An 18,150-nucleotide genomic window follows, 5' to 3' on the forward strand; every position below is an offset into this window, starting at 1 on the left:
TTACCGCGTCCCGACGAGCTGCTCCGCCACCACCGAATACTTTTCCGCCGGCGGCGCGAAGGTGGCGTTCTCGTCGACCAGCAGGCTCCATCCCGTCGGCCCGAGCGCCTCGATCGGGCGGTAGCGGATCTTATACTGCATCCGCGGCGACCCCTTCACCCAATAGCCGAGATAGACATAGGGCAATCCGACGGCGCGCGCGCGCAGGATGTGATCCAGGATGATCAGGTTGCCGAGACCGGGCCGGGTCGCATGTTCGGTGTCGAAGAAGGAATAGATCATCGACAGCCCGTCCGCCTGCTGGTCGGTCAGGCACGCGCCGACCAGGCGGCCACGCTCGCCATGCAGCGACGGTTCGCGATATTCGACGATGAAGCTGTTGACCGGCGAATGCTCGACCATGTCGGCATAATCGCCTTCGTCCATCTCGGCCATCCCGCCGCCGGGATGGCGCGATCCGAGATAGCGGCTGAGCAACTGGAACTGTTCATCGGTTGCCCATGGGCGACACGCGGTCACCTCGAGATCGCGATTGCGGCGCAATTGCTTGCGCTGCGTGGCATTCGCGACGAAGTCCGCGGTCACGACTCGGACCGACACGCAGGCGGTGCATCCCGCACAACTCGGCCGATACGCCACCGATTGACTGCGGCGGAACCCGATCCGACCGAGCGCATCGTTGAGGTCGCCCGCCTGATCGCCGCGCAATTCGGTGAAAACCTTCCGCTCCTGCCGATCCGGGAGATACGGGCAGGGGGCCGGGCTGGTGACGAAGAACCGCGGGAAACGAAAGGGCGCAGTCACCGCATATTGTCCTTTGCCGCAGGTAGGCGTCGTGCGTGCGTTCGACCTGGCATAGCGTTATGAAAGGTCGTCGGCATGATGAAAAGCCAGTTTACCCATTTTCCCGATCAAGCACGACCGGACGGTAGCATGATCGTATAACCGTGACCGTTACCCGGATTTGGTTAACGAAACCGTTCCGATCTCAGGCGAGTTCCACCGTCGTCACGACATAGCCCGCAACCTGCAGCGCTGCGGTCAGCCGGTCGAGATGCGCGCGGTCGCGCGTTTCGCACTCGACGTCCAGGAACAGGCCCTTGGCGGGGAGCTTGGTGAAGATCCGCTGATGCGAGAGTTCGAGGATGTTGACGCGCTGCGCATCGAAGATCCGCGCCACGTTGAACAAGGCGCCGGGCTGGTCCTGCAACCGGATCCGCAACCGCGCGAGCCGCCCCGAGCGCGCGAGATCGCGCAGCAGCACGTTGGCAAGGAGTCGCGTATCGATGTTGCCGCCGCACAGCACCACGCCCACGGTACGCCCGGCGAAGCGTTCGGGGTGCTGCAGCAACGCCGCCAGCCCCGCCGCGCCCGCGCCCTCGACCACGGTCTTCTCGATCTGGAGCAAAAGGCTGACCGCCTGCTCTAGGCTGCGTTCGTTGACCAGCACGATATCGTCGACCAGCGCATGGACCATCTGCGCGGTGATCACTCCGGGTTCCTTGACCGCGATCCCCTCGGCGAGCGTATCGCCTGCGCACGGCATGTTGGTGCCGTTGACGCGGTTGTACATCGACGGGAACAGTTCCGCTTCGACGCCGACCACCTCGATCCGATGCCCGCCCGGCGCACGGCTGGCGGCTTCGGCAACGACCGCCATGCCGGAGATCAACCCGCCGCCGCCGATCGGGGTGAGGAACGTGTCGATCTGGGGCACGTCCTGCAGCATCTCTAGCGCGACTGTGCCCTGACCTGCGATGACGCGCGGGTCGTCGAAGGGGTGGACGAAGGTCAGCCCGCATTCGGACTCGAGTTCGCGCGCATGCGCATAGGCCGCGTCGAACGTGTCGCCGTGGAGCACGACGGTCGCGCCATGACCTTCGGTCTGGGTGATTTTCACGATCGGGGTGTTGGTCGGCATCACGATCGTCGCGGGGATGCCGAGCCGGTTGGCGTGATAGGCAAGCCCCTGCGCATGATTGCCTGCCGACGCCGCGATCACGCCGCGCGTTTCCGGGGGCAGTTGCAACAGCGTGTTGAGCGCGCCGCGCTCCTTGTAGGCGGCGGTGAACTGCAGATTCTCGAACTTCAGATACACGGTCGCGCCGGTGAGCTCGGACAGCGTGCGGCTGATGAAGAAGGGCGTGCGGACGATCTTGTCCGAAATGCGGGCGTGCGCGGCCTCGACGTCGGCGAGGGTGACAGGGAGGGTTTCGGACTTCGCTTGCGTCGCCATCATTCACTTCCGTTCGCCCCGAGCCTGGGAGGGCAGCCAATTGCTTTCCCACGCCGCAGGATCGGACGGTGCTTCGACAGGCTCGGCACAGACGGGAGCATCCGTCGCCTAGACTATCTGGCGCGATGAAGAAACACGCCTTATCGCAAGGCCCATGCTCATCCCATCCTGCGCCCGTTTGATCGCGCCGCTGCTCGTCGGCGCCGCACTCTCCGCTCTTGCATTACCGTCGCTCGCCAGCGCCGATGCGCTGATCGACAACGTCAACGGGATCACGCTGGACAAGGACGGCAAGGTCGTCCGCTTCACCGGCCTGGTGATGACGCCCGATGGCAAGGTGGTGAAGCTGCTGTCCGCGAGCGACAAGCGCCCGGTCAAGCTCGATTGGCGCGCGGACGAAAAGGGCAAGGTGCTGTTGCCCGGCTTCATCGACGCGCACGGGCATGTCATGGAACTCGGGTTCCGCGCGCTCGAGCTTGACCTGTCGACGACGACCTCGCTCGAGGATGCAAAGGCCCGGATCGCCGCCTATGCCGCCGCCAACCCGGATCGCAAATGGATCGTCGGGGGCGGGTGGAACCAGGAGGCGTGGAAGCTCGGGCGGTTCCCGACGGCGGCCGATCTCGACTCCGTGGTGAGCGACCGCCCGGTCTGGCTCCAGCGCGCCGACGGCCATGCCGGCTGGGCGAACAGCGCCGCGATGAAGGCGGCGGGGATCACGGCCAAGACGGCAGCGCCGGCGGGCGGCCGGATCGAGAAGACCGGCACCATGCCGAACGGTGTTTTCGTCGATTCCGCGCGCGAGCTGATCGCGAAGGCCGCGCCGCAGCCGCTCCCCAAGGAGCGCGACTTCGCGTTCCTGAAGGCACAGGAGATCCTGCTCAGCCACGGCATCACCGCGACCAGCGACATGGGCAGCTCGATGGACGACTGGCTGAGCTATCGTCGCGCGGGCGACGTCGGCGCGTTGCGGGTGCGGATCATGAGCTATGCGTTCGGGGTCGATACCGCGGTCAAGATCGGCGGCTCGGGCCCAACGCCGTGGCTGTATGCCGACAAGTTGCGGATGGGGGGCGTCAAGCTCTATGCCGATGGCGCGCTGGGGTCGCGCGGGGCGTGGCTCAAGGCCCCCTATAGCGATGCGCCGGGCCAGTCGGGCGCGGGGTTCATGTCCGACGACGTGCTGCGCAACCTGATGAGCCGCGCCGCGGTCGACCATTATCAGGTCGCGGTCCATGCGATCGGCGACCGCGCCAATGCCGAAGTGCTCGGCGCGATCGACGATATGGTCGGGACCTATACCGGTGACCGGCGGTGGCGGATCGAGCACGCGCAAATCGTCGATCCAGTTGACCTCCCGCGCTTCGGCAAGAACGGGATCATCGCGTCGATGCAGCCGACGCACGAGACGAGCGACCGGACGATGGCGGAAGCGCGGCTCGGGACGGCGCGGCTTGCGGGGGCCTATGCCTGGGCCTCGATGCTCCGCAACGGCGCGACGCTCGCCTTCGGGTCGGACTATCCGGTCGAATCGCCTGATGCGTTTGCCGGTTGGGCGGCTGGGTTCACCCGGCAGGGGGCGGACGGGCAGCCCTATGGCGGCTGGCGTCCCGAGGAACGCGTGACGCGCGAGCAGGCGTGGTGGGCGTTCACGGGGGCTGCGGCCTATGCCGGGTTCGCCGAGGAGAAGTTCGGGCGGCTCGGCGTCGGGCAACGCGCGGACTTCATCATCGTCGACCGTGATCCGCTGCTGGCGAGCCCGAGCGACCTGCGCGCGACCAGGGTGGAGCAGACGTGGGTCGGGGGGGAGAAGGTGTTCGTGCGACCGTAAGTCGAGGCGCGGCTCACGCGACCGCGCGCGTTGCAACAGATCCAACCCATCCGGATCGGTTATGCAACCCATCCGGATTGGTCTCCGCTTGAGACGATGAACCCAGCAGGTATCTTGACCCCGCCCAGGCAAAGCCCGCGGCGCGTGATGCGTCGATACCCAAGTTCAACAGACCAGCAAGCGGGAGAGCAACATGGCAACCATCAACATCATGATTCCGGTCGACGTCGAGACCGCGCAGGCGACGGCGCGCAACGGCGTCATCACGTCCGGCCTGTATATGATCGATACGACGGGATATCTCAACACCGCCGAGGCCGGGAACGAGCTGAACACGCCGTGCTCGCCGGGCGATGTTCTCGTCTGGACAATCTATCCGATCAATCCCGACGACAATATCTCGATCACCGGGTTCACCGGGCAGTGCGTCGATCAGCAGATCTTCCAGAACTTGCATTCAACGACGACGGCGGCTGGCGTCCAGTACTGGACCTGTGTCATCAATAACGGAGCGACGTCGCAATCCTATCAATACACGCTGACAATCAGCATGTCGAAAAAGCCCTACAGCTACGACCCGTTCGTCAACGTCCAGAGGCCCTGACGCGCCGCCCGCGCCGCGCCGCGCCTCGCATCGCCGCGGAGCACGGTGCGGGCTGTTTGGCGGATGTGAAAGAAAGATGGGGTCGGACAGGCGAGTTTCGCCGGTCCGACCCCATCGATTTCAATCCGCCTCGATGTCGCGATTGGCATCGTTTTTGATGAACCCGCTATCATCCGCGACGAACGTCGCCGCCGGGATCGGCCGCTGGTCGATCGCCGTCACGCGCCAGATCGGCGGGCCGCTTGCAGGGGCCATCAGCAGCGGCAGTTTCGCCTGCTCGTCCCAGCAGACGTGCGTGGTGCGCGGACCCTCGATCAGGTCGTACCAGCGACACGGCCGGCCGATCCGCGGCATCCCCGCGGGAGCCTTGGCGGCGACCAGGCGGTACGCGCCCTTGGGGTGGCGAAGACCGTGGCCGAGATCGTACCAGTCGGTGAAGGATCCGATCCGGTAAAGATTGGTGCGTTCGATCACCGTGCTGATCCGGCGCTTCAGGTCGAGCACCTTGAGCGTATAGCCGGCGTCCTTGCCCTTGCGCGTGGCGTAGGTGACGAGCGCGGCGTCGGTGACGCGTTTGATCGAGCGATCATGGTCGCGCCACAGTTCCATCCGGTGGACCGCGCCGTTCGAGGCGAACAGCACGTGGTAGTGAAGGAACGCAGGCTCTTCCGCCGCGCTGAACGTGCGGTCGAACGACAACGTGCGGGGGGGCTCCACTGCCAGCCCCGGCGCAGTGGCCAGGGCGAGCAGCGGCAACAGGACACGCAATCCGGTGGTCGGCAGGTTCGACATTACTGGCGGACCGCCTTGGCGTAATCGAAGTAGCGATAGGTCTTGCCGTCGATCGTCAGGTCCTTGACCTGCAGCGTGATCGAATAGGTCCCCTGCGTCAGCGCGGTATTCTTGCGGGCCCCGGTCGGATCGAGCGCGGTCTCGAAGGACAGGCCGGTCGCTGGCGCGGTCGGGGAGACTGCCGAGGCAGCCACGACCGGGGTCGAGCCGCTTGCCGGAGTCGCCAGTGCCTCGTTGATGATCCGCCCGTCCGCCTGCGGCATCGCAAGGCGGAGGAGGTACGCGACGGTCGGAGCGACGTCGACGTTGCCGGTCGGGGTGATGACGGTCGCGCCCTTGCGGAACGACGGACCCGCCGCGATCAGCGTGTTGTGGACGTCGATTGGGCTGAAGCTGCCGTGCATCCCGCGCTGGCCGCCGGTGCTCTCGAACTCGATCCCGGCCTTGCCCTGCACGACGGCTTGGTCGTCCCAATTGAACGAGACGACGACATCGGGCTGGCCGTTGCCGCTACGAGTCGCATTCTCGAGGTTGACCTGGCTCATCTGCAGCGTGCCCGGGATCGACCCGTAGCGGCTGTCGACGAACACCGCGCCATATTCCTCGCGCTGCTGGAGGAAGGTGACGAGGTTGCGGATCGTCGTCAGGTCGTGGCTCGGCACGTAGAAGTAATCCGATCCGCCGTTTGCTGCGACGACGATGCCGTTGGTCGGCAAGCTGCCGGGGGCGGGGACGCGGAAGCTTCCGGTCGCGCTGATCGACTGGTATTTCGCGTTTGCCGTGCCGCAGACCGAGCCGCTGGTATCGAGCCGGACCGGGACGGTCGGCGTGCCGGTCGCCGAGATGCCGTACATCGCGCTGACCGAGCAACCGCTGCCGTCAAAGGCCTTGAAGCCGCGATAGGTCAGCAGATCGGCCGAGCGGACGTCGCCCGAGAAGGAATAGCCCGACGGGTTGATTCCGCCGAAGCTCGCCGCGCTGGTGCCGCTAGTCGAGCCGTTGACGGTCGGGCCATTGGGCGTGGTCGCGGACGGGGTGATCGCGCGGAGCGGGTAGAGGTTGAGCGGTCCCGATACGCTCGAATGCGCATGGTCGGAGACGACGACGACGTTGGTGGTCGTGTCGAGCCCCTGCGCCTTGAGCGCCGCCATCAGTTCGCCCAGCCGTGCATCCTGCGACTTCAGTCCGGCGCGCGCGTTGCTCGAGCCCGGGCCATAGCCATGCTCGACATTGTCCGGCGTGCGGAACCAGATGACCGACAGCATCGGCTTCTTCTGCGGCAGGATGTACGAGGTGAAGACATTGAGCATGTATTTGTTGGCCGCGTCCTCGGGCGCGCCCTGGGTCGTGTCGCTCGAATCGCGTGCGGGGATCGTGATCGCGCCATTGGGATCGTAAGCGTTGGTATCGAAGGTCACATAGCCGGCGCGCGCGGTCGGCGTGCCGTTCGTCCCGGCGAGCGTCACCGCGTCGGTGCCCGAGTAATTGTTCACGACATTGGTCGGCAGCGCGATGTTGGCTGCCTGCAATTCGGTGACGAGACTGCGCGGCTGCACGGTGTTCTCGTCGAGGAAGATGCCACCCTTGCCGAGATCCTGAATATAGGCGGCCCCCGACTTGCCGATCGCGGCGGTGGTAAGCCCGGCGGCCTGCGCGGTCGCGAACAGGCTCTTCACCAGCAGAAGCTGGCCGCCGTAATAGTCATTGAGCGTGTTGAGGACCTGGTAATCCTCGGTGAAGACCGGGTCGGTGTAGCTTTGCGTTGCCCCGGCTGCGGTCTTGCCGGCCGGGATCGTGTTGCCGGTGCCCTGCGGCGGGGTCCAGAAAGTGTTGCCGTAGAAGCCCGACGTCTTCGGGAACGACCCGGTCGCGAAGGACGAGCCGTTCATCATCGTGAAGGTCGGGTAGGTCGAATGGTTGTCCTGGAAGTTCACGCCGCTCTGCTGAAGCGCATACAGGTTGGGGGTGTCGGTTGCGTTGACGTCATCGGGGCGCAGGCCGTCCCATACCATCACGATCGTCCGGGTGGCGGTTGCGACCGGGGTCGGGGTAGGCGTTGGCGACGGGGTCGGGGTGGGCGTGGGGGCCGCTGCGGAGCCACCGCCGCCACCGCTGCAGGCCGACAGGATGAGACTGGTCGCGCACAGTGCAGCGACGGCCGAATGCATCTTCATAAAGGAGCCCCACGAGTGACGGGTCGTGCCCTGGCAGCGACCGTATGACAGTGCAGTTAGATGGCAAAAATGACCAAGACGTGACGTATGGTAAACGAAGTGTAACGTAAATACTTGTTTTGGTGTCACTTAAAGCGCGGCGTCAGGGCTGGCGTCGGACGCACGACAAGGCCAGGCCCGCAGCAATTGCTGCGGCCTCGGCGTTATCCTGATCGTGAAACGGCGTCGCGGGTGTCAGGCGACTTCGGCGGATTCCAGCATTTCGTCGGGTTCGCGCAGCACATAGCCACGGCCCCATACGGTCTCGATGTAATTCTCGCCCTCACAGGCCATGCTGAGCTTCTTGCGAAGCTTGCAGATGAACACGTCGATGATCTTGAGTTCGGGCTCGTCCATCCCGCCGTACAGATGGTTGAGGAACATTTCCTTGGTCAGTGTCGTGCCCTTGCGCAAGCTGAGCAGCTCGAGCATCGCATATTCCTTGCCGGTCAGGTGGACGCGCGACCCATCGACTTCGACCGTCTTCGCGTCGAGGTTGACCGCGAGCTTGCCGGTGCGGATGACCGACTGGCTGTGCCCCTTCGAACGGCGGACGACCGCGTGGATGCGTGCGGTGAGTTCCTCGCGGTGGAACGGCTTGGTGACATAATCGTCAGCGCCGAACCCGAACGAGCGGACCTTCGAGTCCATTTCGTTGATGCCGGAGAGGATCAGCACCGGCGTCTGCACGCGCGCGACGCGAAGCCGCTTGAGCACGTCGTAGCCGTGCATGTCAGGCAAATTGAGGTCGAGCAGGATGATGTCGTAATCGTACAACTTGCCGAGATCGAGGCCTTCCTCGCCCAGGTCGGTCGTGTAGACGTTGAAGCCTTCGGCCGTCAGCATGAGCTCGATCGCCTTTGCGGTCGTCGGCTCGTCTTCGATCAGCAGCACACGCATCTTGCTGTTCCCCGTTTCAAGGCGTCGGTACCTCCTGTGGCCCGACCGACCTTCGCAGTAACTATTAACCTCAACACAAATGAAGGCAAAAGGTTAATTTGCGATTAATCCGGGATTAAGATGAGTCAATTTGAGTCGTACGCGGTTACGCTTGCACGCAAATCGACTTGAGTCGGTCGGTCAGGAAGGCGATCAGCCCCTCGACGCGCGCGGGACGCAGGGTTCCCGGGGGCGTCATCAGGTGGAGTGCGCCGGTGTGCGGCGCCCAGTCCGCCAGGATGATCTCGATTCGTCCGGCGCGCAGGTCTTCGGCGACGATGAACTCGGGAAGCATTGCAATCCCGAGGCCGCGACGCAGCGCGGGCAGCATCGCCTCGCCGCTGTTGGTGGCGAGCGGTCCGTTGAGCCGGACCGAAACCTCGGTCCCGTCCGGCCCGACGAAGCGCCACGGTGACGTCACGTTGGTATAGGCAAAGCAGCGATGCTCCCCCAGCTGCCCGGGATGCGTGGGGCGACCGCGCAACGCGAGATAGGCAGGGGCGGCAACGACATGCATCCGCATGTCCGCAAGCTTGCGCGAGCGCAGCGAGCTGTCGGGAAGCGTCGCGATTCGCAAGGCGATGTCGAACCCTTCGGCGACGATGTCGACTCGCGCATCGGACAGATGCAGGTCGATCTCGATTCCCGGGTTCAGCACGAGGAAGTCCGCGATGACCGGCGCGATCGCGAGCAGCCCGAGCGACATCGGTGCGGCGACCCGGACCAGCCCGGTCGGCGCGCTGGCCGCATCGAGCGCGGCTTCCTCCGCCGCGTTCGCCTCGGCGAGGATCCGCCCGGCATGTTCCGCCAGCGCCTTGCCGTTCTCGGTCAGCGTCAGGCGGCGCGACGTGCGGTGGAACAGCGATTGTCCGAGATGGGCCTCCAGCCGCGTGACCGCCTTGGAAACCGTCGCCTTGGAGACGCCGATTGCTTCCGCCGCGCCGCTGAACGAGCGATATTCGACCACGCTGGCAAAGATCGCCCAGGCTTCGAGGTCGGGGAGGCGCATGGCGAAAGCTCCGGTCGGTACGGTCGCGTAATCCTTAGCTTCGGAAACGATCGGTTTCCAGTGTTTCCATTTACGATCTGATCTGATCGCCTATCTTGGTGGCAACGGAACAGGGCGTTCCTTCAGGAGATCCACGATGATCGAGAAACGATCCTTTGAAAGCCTCGGCCACGCCAACCACGGCTGGCTCAACGCACGCCACCATTTTTCCTTCGCCAATTACTACGAGCCCGCCCGCATGGGCTGGGGCGCGATCCGCGTATGGAACGACGATGAGATCGCCGCCAACAGCGGTTTCCCGCCGCATCCGCACCGTGACATGGAGATCATCACCTATGTCCGAAAAGGCGCGATCACGCACAAGGACTCGCTCGGTAACGAGGGACGGACCGGCGCCGGCGACGTGCAGGTGATGAGCGCGGGCACCGGGGTCCGGCATGCCGAATACAACCTCGAGTCCGAGCAGACGACGATCTTCCAGATCTGGATCGAGCCGAGCCGCACCGGCGGATCGCCATCGTGGGGCGCCAAGCCGTTTCCCAAGGACGACCGTTCGGGCCAGTTCGTGACGCTCGCCAGCGGCTTTGCCGAGGACAAGGATGCCTTGCCGATCCGCGCCGAAGCCCGTGTCCTCGCGGCGATGGTGCGCGCAGGCGAGACGATCACGCATGAAGTCCTGCCCGGGCGGCATGCCTATCTCGTCCCAGCAACCGGGATGATCGAAATCGCGGGCGAGACGTTCAAGGCGCGTGACGGTGCGGCGATCGATGGCGGGCAGACCGTGACGATCACCGCGCTCGAGGACGCCGAACTGGTTCTCGTCGACTCGCAATAAGCCTTTTTTCCTCCCCGTATTCATCAAGAAGGAAGTTCCCATGGCCAAGGTTCTGGTGCTCTATTATTCGTCCTACGGTCACATCGAGCAGATGGCGGACGCGGTCGCCGAAGGTGCGCGTTCGGGTGGTGCCGAGGTCGACATCCGTCGCGTCGCCGAAACTGCGCCGCAGGACGTCGTCGAGGCTGCGCACTTCAAGACCGATACCAAGCATCCGTTGATCGAAGGTCCCGACGCGCTCGCCAATTACGACGCGATCATCGTCGGTGCACCGACCCGCTATGGCCGGATGCCTGCGCAGATGGCGTCGTTCTGGGATACCACCGGCGGCCTGTGGTTCGGCGGCAAGCTGATCGGCAAGGTCGGCGGCGCGTTCACCTCGACCGCTAGCCAGCATGGCGGGCAGGAGACGACGCTGTTCTCGATCATCACCAACCTGCTCCACCACGGCATGACGATCGTCGGCCTGGATTACGGCTTCAAGGCGCAGATGGGCGTCGACAAGGTCCTCGGCGGCACGCCGTACGGCGCGACGACGATTGCGGACGGCGACGGCAGCCGCCAGCCCGCGCAGGAGGAGCTCGACGGCGCACGCTATCAGGGCAAGCGCATCGCCGAGACGGCGGCGAAGCTGTTCGGCTAAGCTTTCGGGGGGACGGTTCGCCGTCCCCCCGAACGTATCGTACCGATACTCTAGCGACGACGCGCCCGCACCCCGGTTATGTCGGGCAGCTTTGCGCGAACCGTCTCGATTCTCCCCGCCGGCATCGCAACCGCCGCCGCATTCGCGTCCAGCACATCGCGCGCCGCGGGAAGCGCAGGATACATGTTCCGCGCGCGCGCGAACAACAGCCGCGCGACTGCCGCGCCGGGCTCCTCGACCCGTGTTCCAACCCAGCGCCAGTGCCACGGCTCCCACGTCACGCCCTGTCGGTTTGCCGCCGGGAACGACAGTTCGAAGCCGAATTCGGGGCCATGCGCCATCAGCCATTGCCCGGCGGGGGTGGAAGCAAAGCAATAATCCACGTCCGGACAACCGCGCGTCGGGCGGACGCCGAAGTCGATCGCATAGCCGGTTGCATGCTCGCTATACCCCGGCGGCGCGACCGAGCGCGCCCTGTCCGACGGATCGACGCAGGTGGTGCGGTGGCGCTCGCGGCAGAACACCGACTGCTGATGCGCGACACCGCGATAGCACGACACCGCGCGCAGGCTGGTGCCGACGCCCGGTGTATCCGCGGCCGCGACCAGCAAGCGGGCAAGGTCGGCAGCGGCATCCCGGTTGATGCGGCAGGTCGCGCCGATCGAGAAGCCGGGCGGGGCAGGGACGAGATCGAGCGCGGCAATGTCGCCATAGGGCAGATGCCCGAATAGCCGGCCATCGGCGCTCGGCATCGGGAGCGGCTGGAGTGGCGCTGCCCCCGCGACGCCCGGAAGCAGGACTATGATGGTGAGAATCGTCGACTTCAAACCCTGCAAACCACGTCTTCTCGCTGTCGTCGACGCGGCGCCTCTGGCATGCGCGGGCTTGCGGTGGCAAGAGGCGCCCATGCTGGCAAACCATGTTCTCTTCCTCGATGGCGAGGCGCTCGTCATCGACAAGCCCGCCGGGCTTCCGGTTGACCGTCCGCGCGACGGCTCGCTGAGCCTTGAAAACCACCTCGACGGGCTGACCTTCGGGTTCAAGCGGTGGCCGGTCCCGGTCCACCGCCTCGACCGCGATACCTCCGGCTGCCTGTTGCTGTCGCGCAACCCGAAGGCGCATGCCCGGCTGCAGCAGGCGTTCGAGCAGGGGCTGGTGCGCAAACGCTATCTCGCGGTGCTTGAGGGCGTTGTCGAGGGGGAGAGCGGCCTGATTGATCTCGCGCTCGCCAAGGTGAGCACGGTCGAGGACGGCTGGCGGATGATCGGCAGCCCCGAGGGCAAGGCGTCGCGGACGCACTGGCGCGTGCTCGCGGTCAAGGATGGTCGCAGTTTCGTCGAATTCATCCCCGAAACCGGGCGGACCCATCAGATCCGCGTCCATGCGCTCGAAGGGCTCGGGGCGGCGGTGGTGGGCGATCCGGTCTATGGCGCGGGCGGGGGCGAGACGCTGCTCCACGCCGCCGAACTGACGATCCCGCGGCCGGGCAAGGAGCCGATCGTGGCGAAGGCACCGCTACCTGCGCGGTTCATCGCGGCGGGGTTCAGCGAGAGCGAGGCGGTGGCGGCAGTCGCGCCCGAAACGCCGTCCGATGGCTAGGACCGACCTGCCCGAGGATGCAATCGAGGAGCGGTTTCTCGCCGCCTCGGGGCCGGGCGGGCAGAACGTCAACAAGGTCGCGACCGCGGTCCAGCTGCGAGTCGACGTGTTCAAGCTCGGGCTCGAACCCTGGGCGTATCAGCAGCTCAAGACCGTCGCCGGGAGCCGGATGACCGCGGGCGGGACGCTCGTCGTCACCGCACGGCGGTTTCGCACGCAGGAAGCGAACCGGGTCGATGCGCGCGAACGGATCGTCGAGCTGCTCGAACGCGCGCACGAACGGCAGGCGCGGCGGGTGAAGACCAAGCCCAGCAAGGCGGCGAAGGCACGCCGGGTCGATTCGAAGAAGGGCCGCGCGGTGGTGAAGGCGGGGCGGGGGCGAGTCAGCATGGACTGACGACCTACTGTAACGAACGCCACTCAACCCGAACGGTTGGGGGAAGGGGGGGGAGCCCTTGCTAGCGCCCCCCCCCCACAACCCTTCAGCGCGCGACTCGCTTCGCCATCGCCGCATTGCCCTGATCCGCCGCGACCGACGCCGCCGAGCGACCCGACTGGTCGGTGATCGCCCGGTCCGCGCCCGCCGCGATCAGCATCTCGACCTGCTTGGTGCGGTTGAACAGTGATGCCATCATCAACGCGGTCTGCCCTGCGCCGTTGCGCGCGTTGACGTTGCACCCCGCCTTGAGCAACCGCGCCGCGACCGCGTCGTCGCCCTTGAACGCGACACCCATCTGCGCGGTGTTGCCCTGGTCGCGATCGGCGCGGCACGGGTCCGCGCCCTGCGCTATCAGCGTTTCGACCGTCGCGAGCTGGCCATTGTACGCCGCGAGGATCAGCGGGGTGAAGCCGCGGTCGTCATAGGCATTGGCGTTCGCGCCCGCCTTGATCAGCGGCGCGATCAGGTCGGTCCGGCCGAGCCGCGCCGCCTCGAACAGCAATTGCTGTCGCCGCTCGGGGGAGGGCAGGGACGAGGCCGGGGCAGGCGTAGCCGCCGTAGCCGCCGCCTGTGGCGCGGCAGCGGCGAGAAGCATCGCAATCAGGGTCATGTCGGTCTTTTCGATTAAGGCGGGTGCGTACCGGCGACAGCCCGGTCAGGGGCTGTCGCCGGTCGGTCGCTCAGCGTGCGGGCTTCGCTGGATTGGCGGCGCGATAGTCGCTGACCGCGCGGCTTACGTCCGCCATCGGGACGTGGACCGCGGTCGCAAGCTGCGTGCCGAAATCCTTGTCCGCCTGGTAAAAGTAACTGACCATCACCGTCTTGGTCCGGGCCGAGGTGACCACGTTGAGATCGCCCGCCAAGTTGGCGATCAGGTCCGCCTTGTCCTGCGGCTTCAGCGCCCGGTAGAAATCGCCGGTCTGCGCGAAGTTGCTGGTCTTTGAGATGGCCTTGGCATCGACCATTGCATTGACCTGATACGGTGCGGCGCGGAACCGTGCATCGGTTGTCTTGGGCTCGGTCGCGGACGGATAGTAATTGACGTCCGAGGTGCGCTGCGACGCATTCAGCGTCCCGTCCTGATTGTTGTTCGCGACCGGCGCGAGCGGTCGATTGACCGGCAATTGCAGCGCGTTGGCCCCAAGGCGATAGCGCTGCGTGTCGGCATAAGAGAACAGGCGGCCCTGCAGCATCCGGTCCGGCGACGCCTCGATTCCCGGCACCATGTTCGACGGCGCGAACGCCGACTGCTCGGTGTACTCGAAGAAATTGTCCGGCACCTTGTTGAGAGTCATCTCGCCGATCTTGCGGAACGGCACGCCGAGCCACTCCTTGGTGTCGTCGAACGGGTTATAGTCGAGCTTGGCGAAGTCGGCGGGCTTCATCGTCTGAACCATCAGGTCCCAGACGGGGAAGTTGCCCTTGGCAATCTCGCCGTACAGGTCGTCGGTCAGATAGTTGAACCCGGCGGCGGCGGCCTGCGCACCGTTCAGGTTGCGGACGCCCTGGCGGCTGATCCAGCGGAACTTGGCGAAGATCACCTCACCCTTGGCGTTGACCAGCTTGAACGCGTGAACGCCGTTGCCGTCCATCGTGCGGTACGAGGCGGGCGTGCCGAGGTTGGAATAGACATGCGCGAGCATGTTGGTCGCCTCGGGCGTCACCGAGAAGAAGTCGAACAGGCGGTTGGGATCCTGCTTGTTGGTGACCGGCGAGGGCTTCAGCGAGTGGATCATGTCCGGAAACTGGATCGCGTCGCGGATGAAGAAGATTGGCAGGTTGTTGCCGACCAGATCCCAATTGCCCTGGTCGGTGTAGAACTTGGTCGCGAAGCCACGCGGATCGCGCAGACCCTCGGGGCTGCCCGAGGGATGGATCACGGTCGAGAAACGGACGAACACCGGAGTCTGCTTGCCTGCGGTGAACAGCGAGGCACTGGTGATCCCCGCCATGTCCGCGGTCGCGGTGAAGACGCCCTGCGCGCCGGTGCCGCGCGCGTGGACCACACGCTCGGGGATCCGTTCGCGGTCGAACCGCGCGAGCTTCTCGATCAGCGTGGTATCCTCGATCAGCACCGGGCCGAGGTCGCCCGCCGCCTTGCTGTGGCGGTTCTCACCGATCGGTGCGCCGTTGTCGCGCGTCATCTGGACGTGCGCGGTGGTGTGCGCGCCGCCCTTGGCATCGACCGTCCCATTCACGCCGGCCTGTGCGGCAGCGGGCTTGTCAGCGCCGGTCGGGGCGGCGGCGGTGGTCATGCGGGTCTCGACCTGCGTGTCGGCGGGCGACAGCGTCTGTGCCGCGAGCGGCGCGGCGATCGCGCCCGTCGAGGCGGCGGCAGCGAGAAGCGCGCCAAGGCGATGGCGTGGAGTAGCGTTCATCAAAATTGGATTCCTTGTTGGCAACATCGGTGCGTCGCATCGAAACTGGCGACGAACCGCGCGGCGCCGTCCCCTGCGGGACGCGGGGGTGAATCCGAAACGGAACTTCTCGATCACAGCGAGTGTCCGGGCCGATCACGGTCGCTGCGGGTGGCGCGATCGCGCAAGCGATACCAATTGGAGGCGTGCCGCTCTACAGGCCCCTCCATTCCCTGCGATGATCCCGGAGACCCCCATGTACGCCTTTTCGATCGATCAGAGTTCCAAGGCCGAACTCTATCGCGATCTCCACGCGGCGCTCGATGCGCTGACCGATGGCGAGCCGGACGCGATCGCCAACATGGCGAATGCGGCGGCGCTGATCTCGCAATATCTGCCCGACCTCAACTGGACGGGCTTCTACCGGATGGTTGGCGAAGCACTCGTCGTCGGGCCGTTCCTCGGCAAGCCGGCGTGCATCCGCATCGCGCTCGGCGATGGGGTTTGCGGCACGGCGGCAAAGACCCGGAAGACGCAGCTGGTCGACGACGTTCACGCCTTCCCGGGCCATATCGCGTGCGACGCTGAAAGCCGCTCGGAACTGGTTGTGCCGATTGTCCATGACGACCGCCTGATCGGCGTGCTCGATCTCGACAGCCCGAGCGCCGCGCGGTTCGATGCGCAGGATGCCGCCGGGTGCGAGGCGCTGATGGCGTTGCTCGCCCCGCGCATCGCGGGCTGAACGCGTCGGAGTTTACCGAACCTTCATCCCGATCCGGCAGGCAAGGCTTTGCTGGGAGTGATCTGATGCGACGTCTGGGTGTTTTGACGGTGGCGATTGCGGCGGTGTTCGGCGCGACCACGGGTGAGGCGCAACGGTCACCCGCGCCCCCACGGCAACAAGATACGGGGCCGGCGGTCTATGTCGACGCAAGTCAGATCGTGCGGGACGCGACCGACCGGGCCGAACGCAATGGCGGGTACGGCTGGGTCGACGAGCCGCCCGTGGTCACCCTGCCGCCGGTCGTGTCGCGCGGCGGGGTAACCAGTTATGCGACCAACGGGGCGTATCTCGACGGGGCAGCGCGACGGTATGATGCCGGGGGCAGCAGCGTCGTTACGGTGCAGAGCGGAGGGTCTTATGGCGATCGGGACCGCCTCGTATCCTCCCGGGTGCAGCGCGGCAGCCGTCATCGCATCCGTTCGCGGCGGCAGTAGCCCTGGCGCGTCGACCGCGCGAGGACGCCCGACCTGCTCATCCTATGCCCTTCCCCGGCGAAGGCCGGGGAAGCGGACCCTAGATCAGGCCGAATAGGCAATCCTCCACCTCAGCGCTTGCGCGGTTCCGGCCCGGCGAACGTTACCAGGCTTTCCGCCCCATCCGCACCGACCGCGCCGACGCCGACGAACGTGTCGTCGACGATCACGTCCTTGAGTATCGTCGTGACTGCCGGCGCGGGCACCTCGACCACTTTCTGCCAGTCCTGTGCATCGTTGCGGCGCAGGTGGACGCGGTAGCGGACCGCGCCGACGACCGGCTGCCAGGTCACCGTCGTATCGGTCGCAAGCGCGCCCGCGATCGTCACGTCCTCGGCGCCGCAGGGGCAGCGGCGAGGCGGCGGATCGTCGCCACGTTGATTGCGGTCACCTTCGCCAGATACGGGAAGTCCATCTTGTCGACCGTGTCGCCGTACGGAATGCCGTTTTCGGTGCGCAGGTCCTGATGTTGCTGCGTGTAATTCTCCGCGCCGACCGAGAAGCGCACCGCAGGATAACCGAGCTTGAGGAACGGCTCATGGTCGCCGCCACGCCCGAAGCGATCGGGGCGGCGATCGAGCATCACGTCGAGCCCGCCGGGTATCCCCTGCGCGACGCCGTCGATCGCCTTGGCGAGGCTTCGCGAGGGGCCGTCGTCCTCGCCGCCATTGCCGCGCCGCGCGATCTGCGCCGGGAGATCGTCGGACGCGCGAATGCCTTCGGAAAAGACCCGGACCCGGTCGGCGACGCGGTCGCCGTTCTGCCCGAGCGTATTGCCGACGATATCGTTGTTGAGCATCGCCGAGACCGTCCAGCCGCGCTGTTTGGCGGTGTCGGCGAGCAGCGAGGCGCCCATCAGCCCCTGTTCCTCGCCCGAGAACACCGCATAGACGATCGTCGCGCGGAACTTTTCCTTCGACAGCAGCCGCGCGGCCTCGAGCACCAGCGCGACGCCCGAGGCGTTGTCGTTCGCGCCGGGTGCGTCCTTGGTGATGTCCATCACGTCGGTGACGCGGCTGTCGATATGCGCGCCGACGATGATCACGCGCTTGGGGTCGAGCCCTTGCTGGAAGCCGAGCACGTCGACGATGTTGACGCCATTCGGGGCCCGCGCGTTGGTCATCGTCTGCGCGATGTTGGCGACGGTGATGCAGCCGTTGCACCCGTCCGCGATCCGCGTGAGCTCGCCCCCCGCCCATTTGCGCGCCGCACCGATCCCGCGCGTGGGATCGTCAGGCGAGGACAGCGTGTGACGGGTGCCGAAGCTGACGAGCTTTTCGACCGTCGCCTTCAGCCGCGCGGGGTCGGGTGCGGAACTCGCCTTGGTCTGGGCGAGAGCGGGGGAGGCGAGCATCGCAAGGGCGACGAGGGGAAGGGTGCGCATCCCCACATCGTG

Annotated in this window: 17 protein-coding genes and 1 pseudogene; 8 read left to right on the forward strand and 10 right to left on the reverse strand. The window is 66.0% G+C overall.

The annotated features are described in order from the left end of the window. Both RI03_RS07170 and RI03_RS07175 read right to left on the reverse strand, forming a co-directional pair. A complete protein-coding gene (locus RI03_RS07170; RefSeq protein WP_010163140.1) occupies nucleotides 1–804 on the reverse strand; it encodes an arginyltransferase in 804 nt (267 codons plus the stop codon). Between the two features lie 184 nt (nucleotides 805–988). Then, a complete protein-coding gene (locus RI03_RS07175) occupies nucleotides 989–2,236 on the reverse strand; it encodes a threonine ammonia-lyase (RefSeq protein WP_010163141.1) in 1,248 nt (415 codons plus the stop codon). A 154-nt stretch (nucleotides 2,237–2,390) separates the two neighbouring features. Here RI03_RS07175 and RI03_RS07180 point away from each other — a divergent pair, with 154 nt between their 5' ends. Both RI03_RS07180 and RI03_RS22240 read left to right on the forward strand, forming a co-directional pair. Next, entirely contained in the window at nucleotides 2,391–4,067 is a 1,677-nt protein-coding gene (locus RI03_RS07180) for an amidohydrolase (RefSeq protein WP_010216215.1), read from the forward strand. 193 nt (nucleotides 4,068–4,260) lie between these two features. Then, nucleotides 4,261–4,671, forward strand: coding sequence for a hypothetical protein (locus RI03_RS22240; protein ID WP_010216216.1), 411 nt, complete (start codon nucleotides 4,261–4,263; stop codon nucleotides 4,669–4,671). 120 nt (nucleotides 4,672–4,791) lie between these two features. Here the strand turns inward: RI03_RS22240 and RI03_RS07190 are convergent, their stop codons facing one another. The 4 genes from RI03_RS07190 to RI03_RS07205 form a co-directional block, all read right to left on the reverse strand. Further along, nucleotides 4,792–5,463 (reverse strand): hypothetical protein, encoded by a 672-nt coding sequence (locus RI03_RS07190; protein ID WP_010216217.1) that lies wholly within the window; start codon nucleotides 5,461–5,463, stop codon nucleotides 4,792–4,794. Further along, a complete protein-coding gene (locus RI03_RS07195; RefSeq protein WP_010216218.1) occupies nucleotides 5,463–7,637 on the reverse strand; it encodes an alkaline phosphatase family protein in 2,175 nt (724 codons plus the stop codon). Before RI03_RS07195 ends, RI03_RS07190 begins: the two co-directional genes overlap by 1 nt. A gap of 234 nt (nucleotides 7,638–7,871) precedes the next feature. After that, nucleotides 7,872–8,576: a response regulator transcription factor CtrA gene (gene ctrA / locus RI03_RS07200; RefSeq protein ID WP_010163146.1), complete on the reverse strand. Its 705-nt coding sequence runs from the start codon at nucleotides 8,574–8,576 to the stop codon at nucleotides 7,872–7,874. A gap of 145 nt (nucleotides 8,577–8,721) precedes the next feature. After that, complete coding sequence (locus RI03_RS07205) at nucleotides 8,722–9,624, reverse strand: LysR family transcriptional regulator (RefSeq protein ID WP_010216219.1); 903 nt, start codon at nucleotides 9,622–9,624, stop codon at nucleotides 8,722–8,724. Nucleotides 9,625–9,760: 136 nt separating this feature from the next. Here RI03_RS07205 and RI03_RS07210 point away from each other — a divergent pair, with 136 nt between their 5' ends. Together RI03_RS07210 and wrbA are read left to right on the forward strand one after the other, a co-directional pair. After that, nucleotides 9,761–10,459 carry a pirin family protein gene (locus tag RI03_RS07210; RefSeq protein ID WP_010163148.1) on the forward strand — a complete coding sequence of 233 codons (699 nt, stop codon included), beginning with the start codon at nucleotides 9,761–9,763 and terminating at the stop codon, nucleotides 10,457–10,459. 40 nt (nucleotides 10,460–10,499) lie between these two features. Next, a complete protein-coding gene (wrbA, locus tag RI03_RS07215; RefSeq protein ID WP_010216220.1) occupies nucleotides 10,500–11,102 on the forward strand; it encodes an NAD(P)H:quinone oxidoreductase in 603 nt (200 codons plus the stop codon). Between the two features lie 50 nt (nucleotides 11,103–11,152). Here the strand turns inward: wrbA and RI03_RS07220 are convergent, their stop codons facing one another. Beyond that, nucleotides 11,153–11,938, reverse strand: coding sequence for a M15 family metallopeptidase (locus RI03_RS07220; protein ID WP_238542304.1), 786 nt, complete (start codon nucleotides 11,936–11,938; stop codon nucleotides 11,153–11,155). 70 nt (nucleotides 11,939–12,008) lie between these two features. On the opposite strand from RI03_RS07220, the gene RI03_RS07225 reads away from it, so the two are divergent. Both RI03_RS07225 and arfB read left to right on the forward strand, forming a co-directional pair. Next, a complete protein-coding gene (locus RI03_RS07225; RefSeq protein WP_010216223.1) occupies nucleotides 12,009–12,701 on the forward strand; it encodes an RluA family pseudouridine synthase in 693 nt (230 codons plus the stop codon). Beyond that, entirely contained in the window at nucleotides 12,694–13,098 is a 405-nt protein-coding gene (gene arfB / locus RI03_RS07230) for an alternative ribosome rescue aminoacyl-tRNA hydrolase ArfB (RefSeq protein ID WP_010216224.1), read from the forward strand. Before RI03_RS07225 ends, arfB begins: the two co-directional genes overlap by 8 nt. 85 nt (nucleotides 13,099–13,183) lie before the next feature. On the opposite strand, the gene RI03_RS07235 is transcribed toward arfB, so the two are convergent. Continuing rightward, the gene (locus RI03_RS07235; protein WP_010216226.1) at nucleotides 13,184–13,750 is read right to left on the reverse strand and encodes an ankyrin repeat domain-containing protein; all 567 of its coding nucleotides are present in this window, start codon (nucleotides 13,748–13,750) and stop codon (nucleotides 13,184–13,186) included. Between the two features lie 70 nt (nucleotides 13,751–13,820). Further along, nucleotides 13,821–15,518: a catalase gene (locus RI03_RS07240; RefSeq protein WP_010216227.1), complete on the reverse strand. Its 1,698-nt coding sequence runs from the start codon at nucleotides 15,516–15,518 to the stop codon at nucleotides 13,821–13,823. A 235-nt stretch (nucleotides 15,519–15,753) separates the two neighbouring features. Here RI03_RS07240 and RI03_RS07245 point away from each other — a divergent pair, with 235 nt between their 5' ends. Both RI03_RS07245 and RI03_RS07250 read left to right on the forward strand, forming a co-directional pair. Beyond that, nucleotides 15,754–16,239, forward strand: a complete 486-nt coding sequence (locus tag RI03_RS07245; protein ID WP_010216229.1) for a GAF domain-containing protein — start codon at nucleotides 15,754–15,756, stop codon at nucleotides 16,237–16,239. A 65-nt stretch (nucleotides 16,240–16,304) separates the two neighbouring features. Then, nucleotides 16,305–16,715, forward strand: a complete 411-nt coding sequence (locus RI03_RS07250) for a hypothetical protein (protein WP_238542305.1) — start codon at nucleotides 16,305–16,307, stop codon at nucleotides 16,713–16,715. A gap of 110 nt (nucleotides 16,716–16,825) precedes the next feature. Here RI03_RS07250 and RI03_RS07255 read toward each other — a convergent pair. After that, a pseudogene (locus RI03_RS07255) lies at nucleotides 16,826–18,138 on the reverse strand (M20/M25/M40 family metallo-hydrolase). Nucleotides 18,139–18,150 lie beyond the last annotated feature (12 nt).

The sequence above is a fragment of the Sphingomonas sp. PAMC 26621 genome, from assembly GCF_000251145.1.
GTDB lineage: Bacteria > Pseudomonadota > Alphaproteobacteria > Sphingomonadales > Sphingomonadaceae > Sphingomonas.

Excerpts from the sequence above, each read along its gene's own strand:
- RI03_RS07175 (WP_010163141.1), bottom strand. The coding sequence starts at position 2,236 with ATGGCGACGCAAGCGAAGTCCGAAACCCTCCCTGTCACCCTCGCCGAC.
- RI03_RS07180 (WP_010216215.1), top strand. The coding sequence starts at position 2,391 with ATGCTCATCCCATCCTGCGCCCGTTTGATCGCGCCGCTGCTCGTCGGC.
- RI03_RS22240 (WP_010216216.1), top strand. The coding sequence starts at position 4,261 with ATGGCAACCATCAACATCATGATTCCGGTCGACGTCGAGACCGCGCAG.
- RI03_RS07190 (WP_010216217.1), bottom strand. The coding sequence starts at position 5,463 with ATGTCGAACCTGCCGACCACCGGATTGCGTGTCCTGTTGCCGCTGCTC.
- RI03_RS07195 (WP_010216218.1), bottom strand. The coding sequence starts at position 7,637 with ATGAAGATGCATTCGGCCGTCGCTGCACTGTGCGCGACCAGTCTCATC.
- ctrA (WP_010163146.1), bottom strand. The coding sequence starts at position 8,576 with ATGCGTGTGCTGCTGATCGAAGACGAGCCGACGACCGCAAAGGCGATC.
- RI03_RS07205 (WP_010216219.1), bottom strand. The coding sequence starts at position 9,624 with ATGCGCCTCCCCGACCTCGAAGCCTGGGCGATCTTTGCCAGCGTGGTC.
- RI03_RS07210 (WP_010163148.1), top strand. The coding sequence starts at position 9,761 with ATGATCGAGAAACGATCCTTTGAAAGCCTCGGCCACGCCAACCACGGC.
- wrbA (WP_010216220.1), top strand. The coding sequence starts at position 10,500 with ATGGCCAAGGTTCTGGTGCTCTATTATTCGTCCTACGGTCACATCGAG.
- RI03_RS07225 (WP_010216223.1), top strand. The coding sequence starts at position 12,009 with ATGCTGGCAAACCATGTTCTCTTCCTCGATGGCGAGGCGCTCGTCATC.
- arfB (WP_010216224.1), top strand. The coding sequence starts at position 12,694 with ATGGCTAGGACCGACCTGCCCGAGGATGCAATCGAGGAGCGGTTTCTC.
- RI03_RS07235 (WP_010216226.1), bottom strand. The coding sequence starts at position 13,750 with ATGACCCTGATTGCGATGCTTCTCGCCGCTGCCGCGCCACAGGCGGCG.
- RI03_RS07240 (WP_010216227.1), bottom strand. The coding sequence starts at position 15,518 with ATGAACGCTACTCCACGCCATCGCCTTGGCGCGCTTCTCGCTGCCGCC.
- RI03_RS07245 (WP_010216229.1), top strand. The coding sequence starts at position 15,754 with ATGTACGCCTTTTCGATCGATCAGAGTTCCAAGGCCGAACTCTATCGC.
- RI03_RS07250 (WP_238542305.1), top strand. The coding sequence starts at position 16,305 with ATGCGACGTCTGGGTGTTTTGACGGTGGCGATTGCGGCGGTGTTCGGC.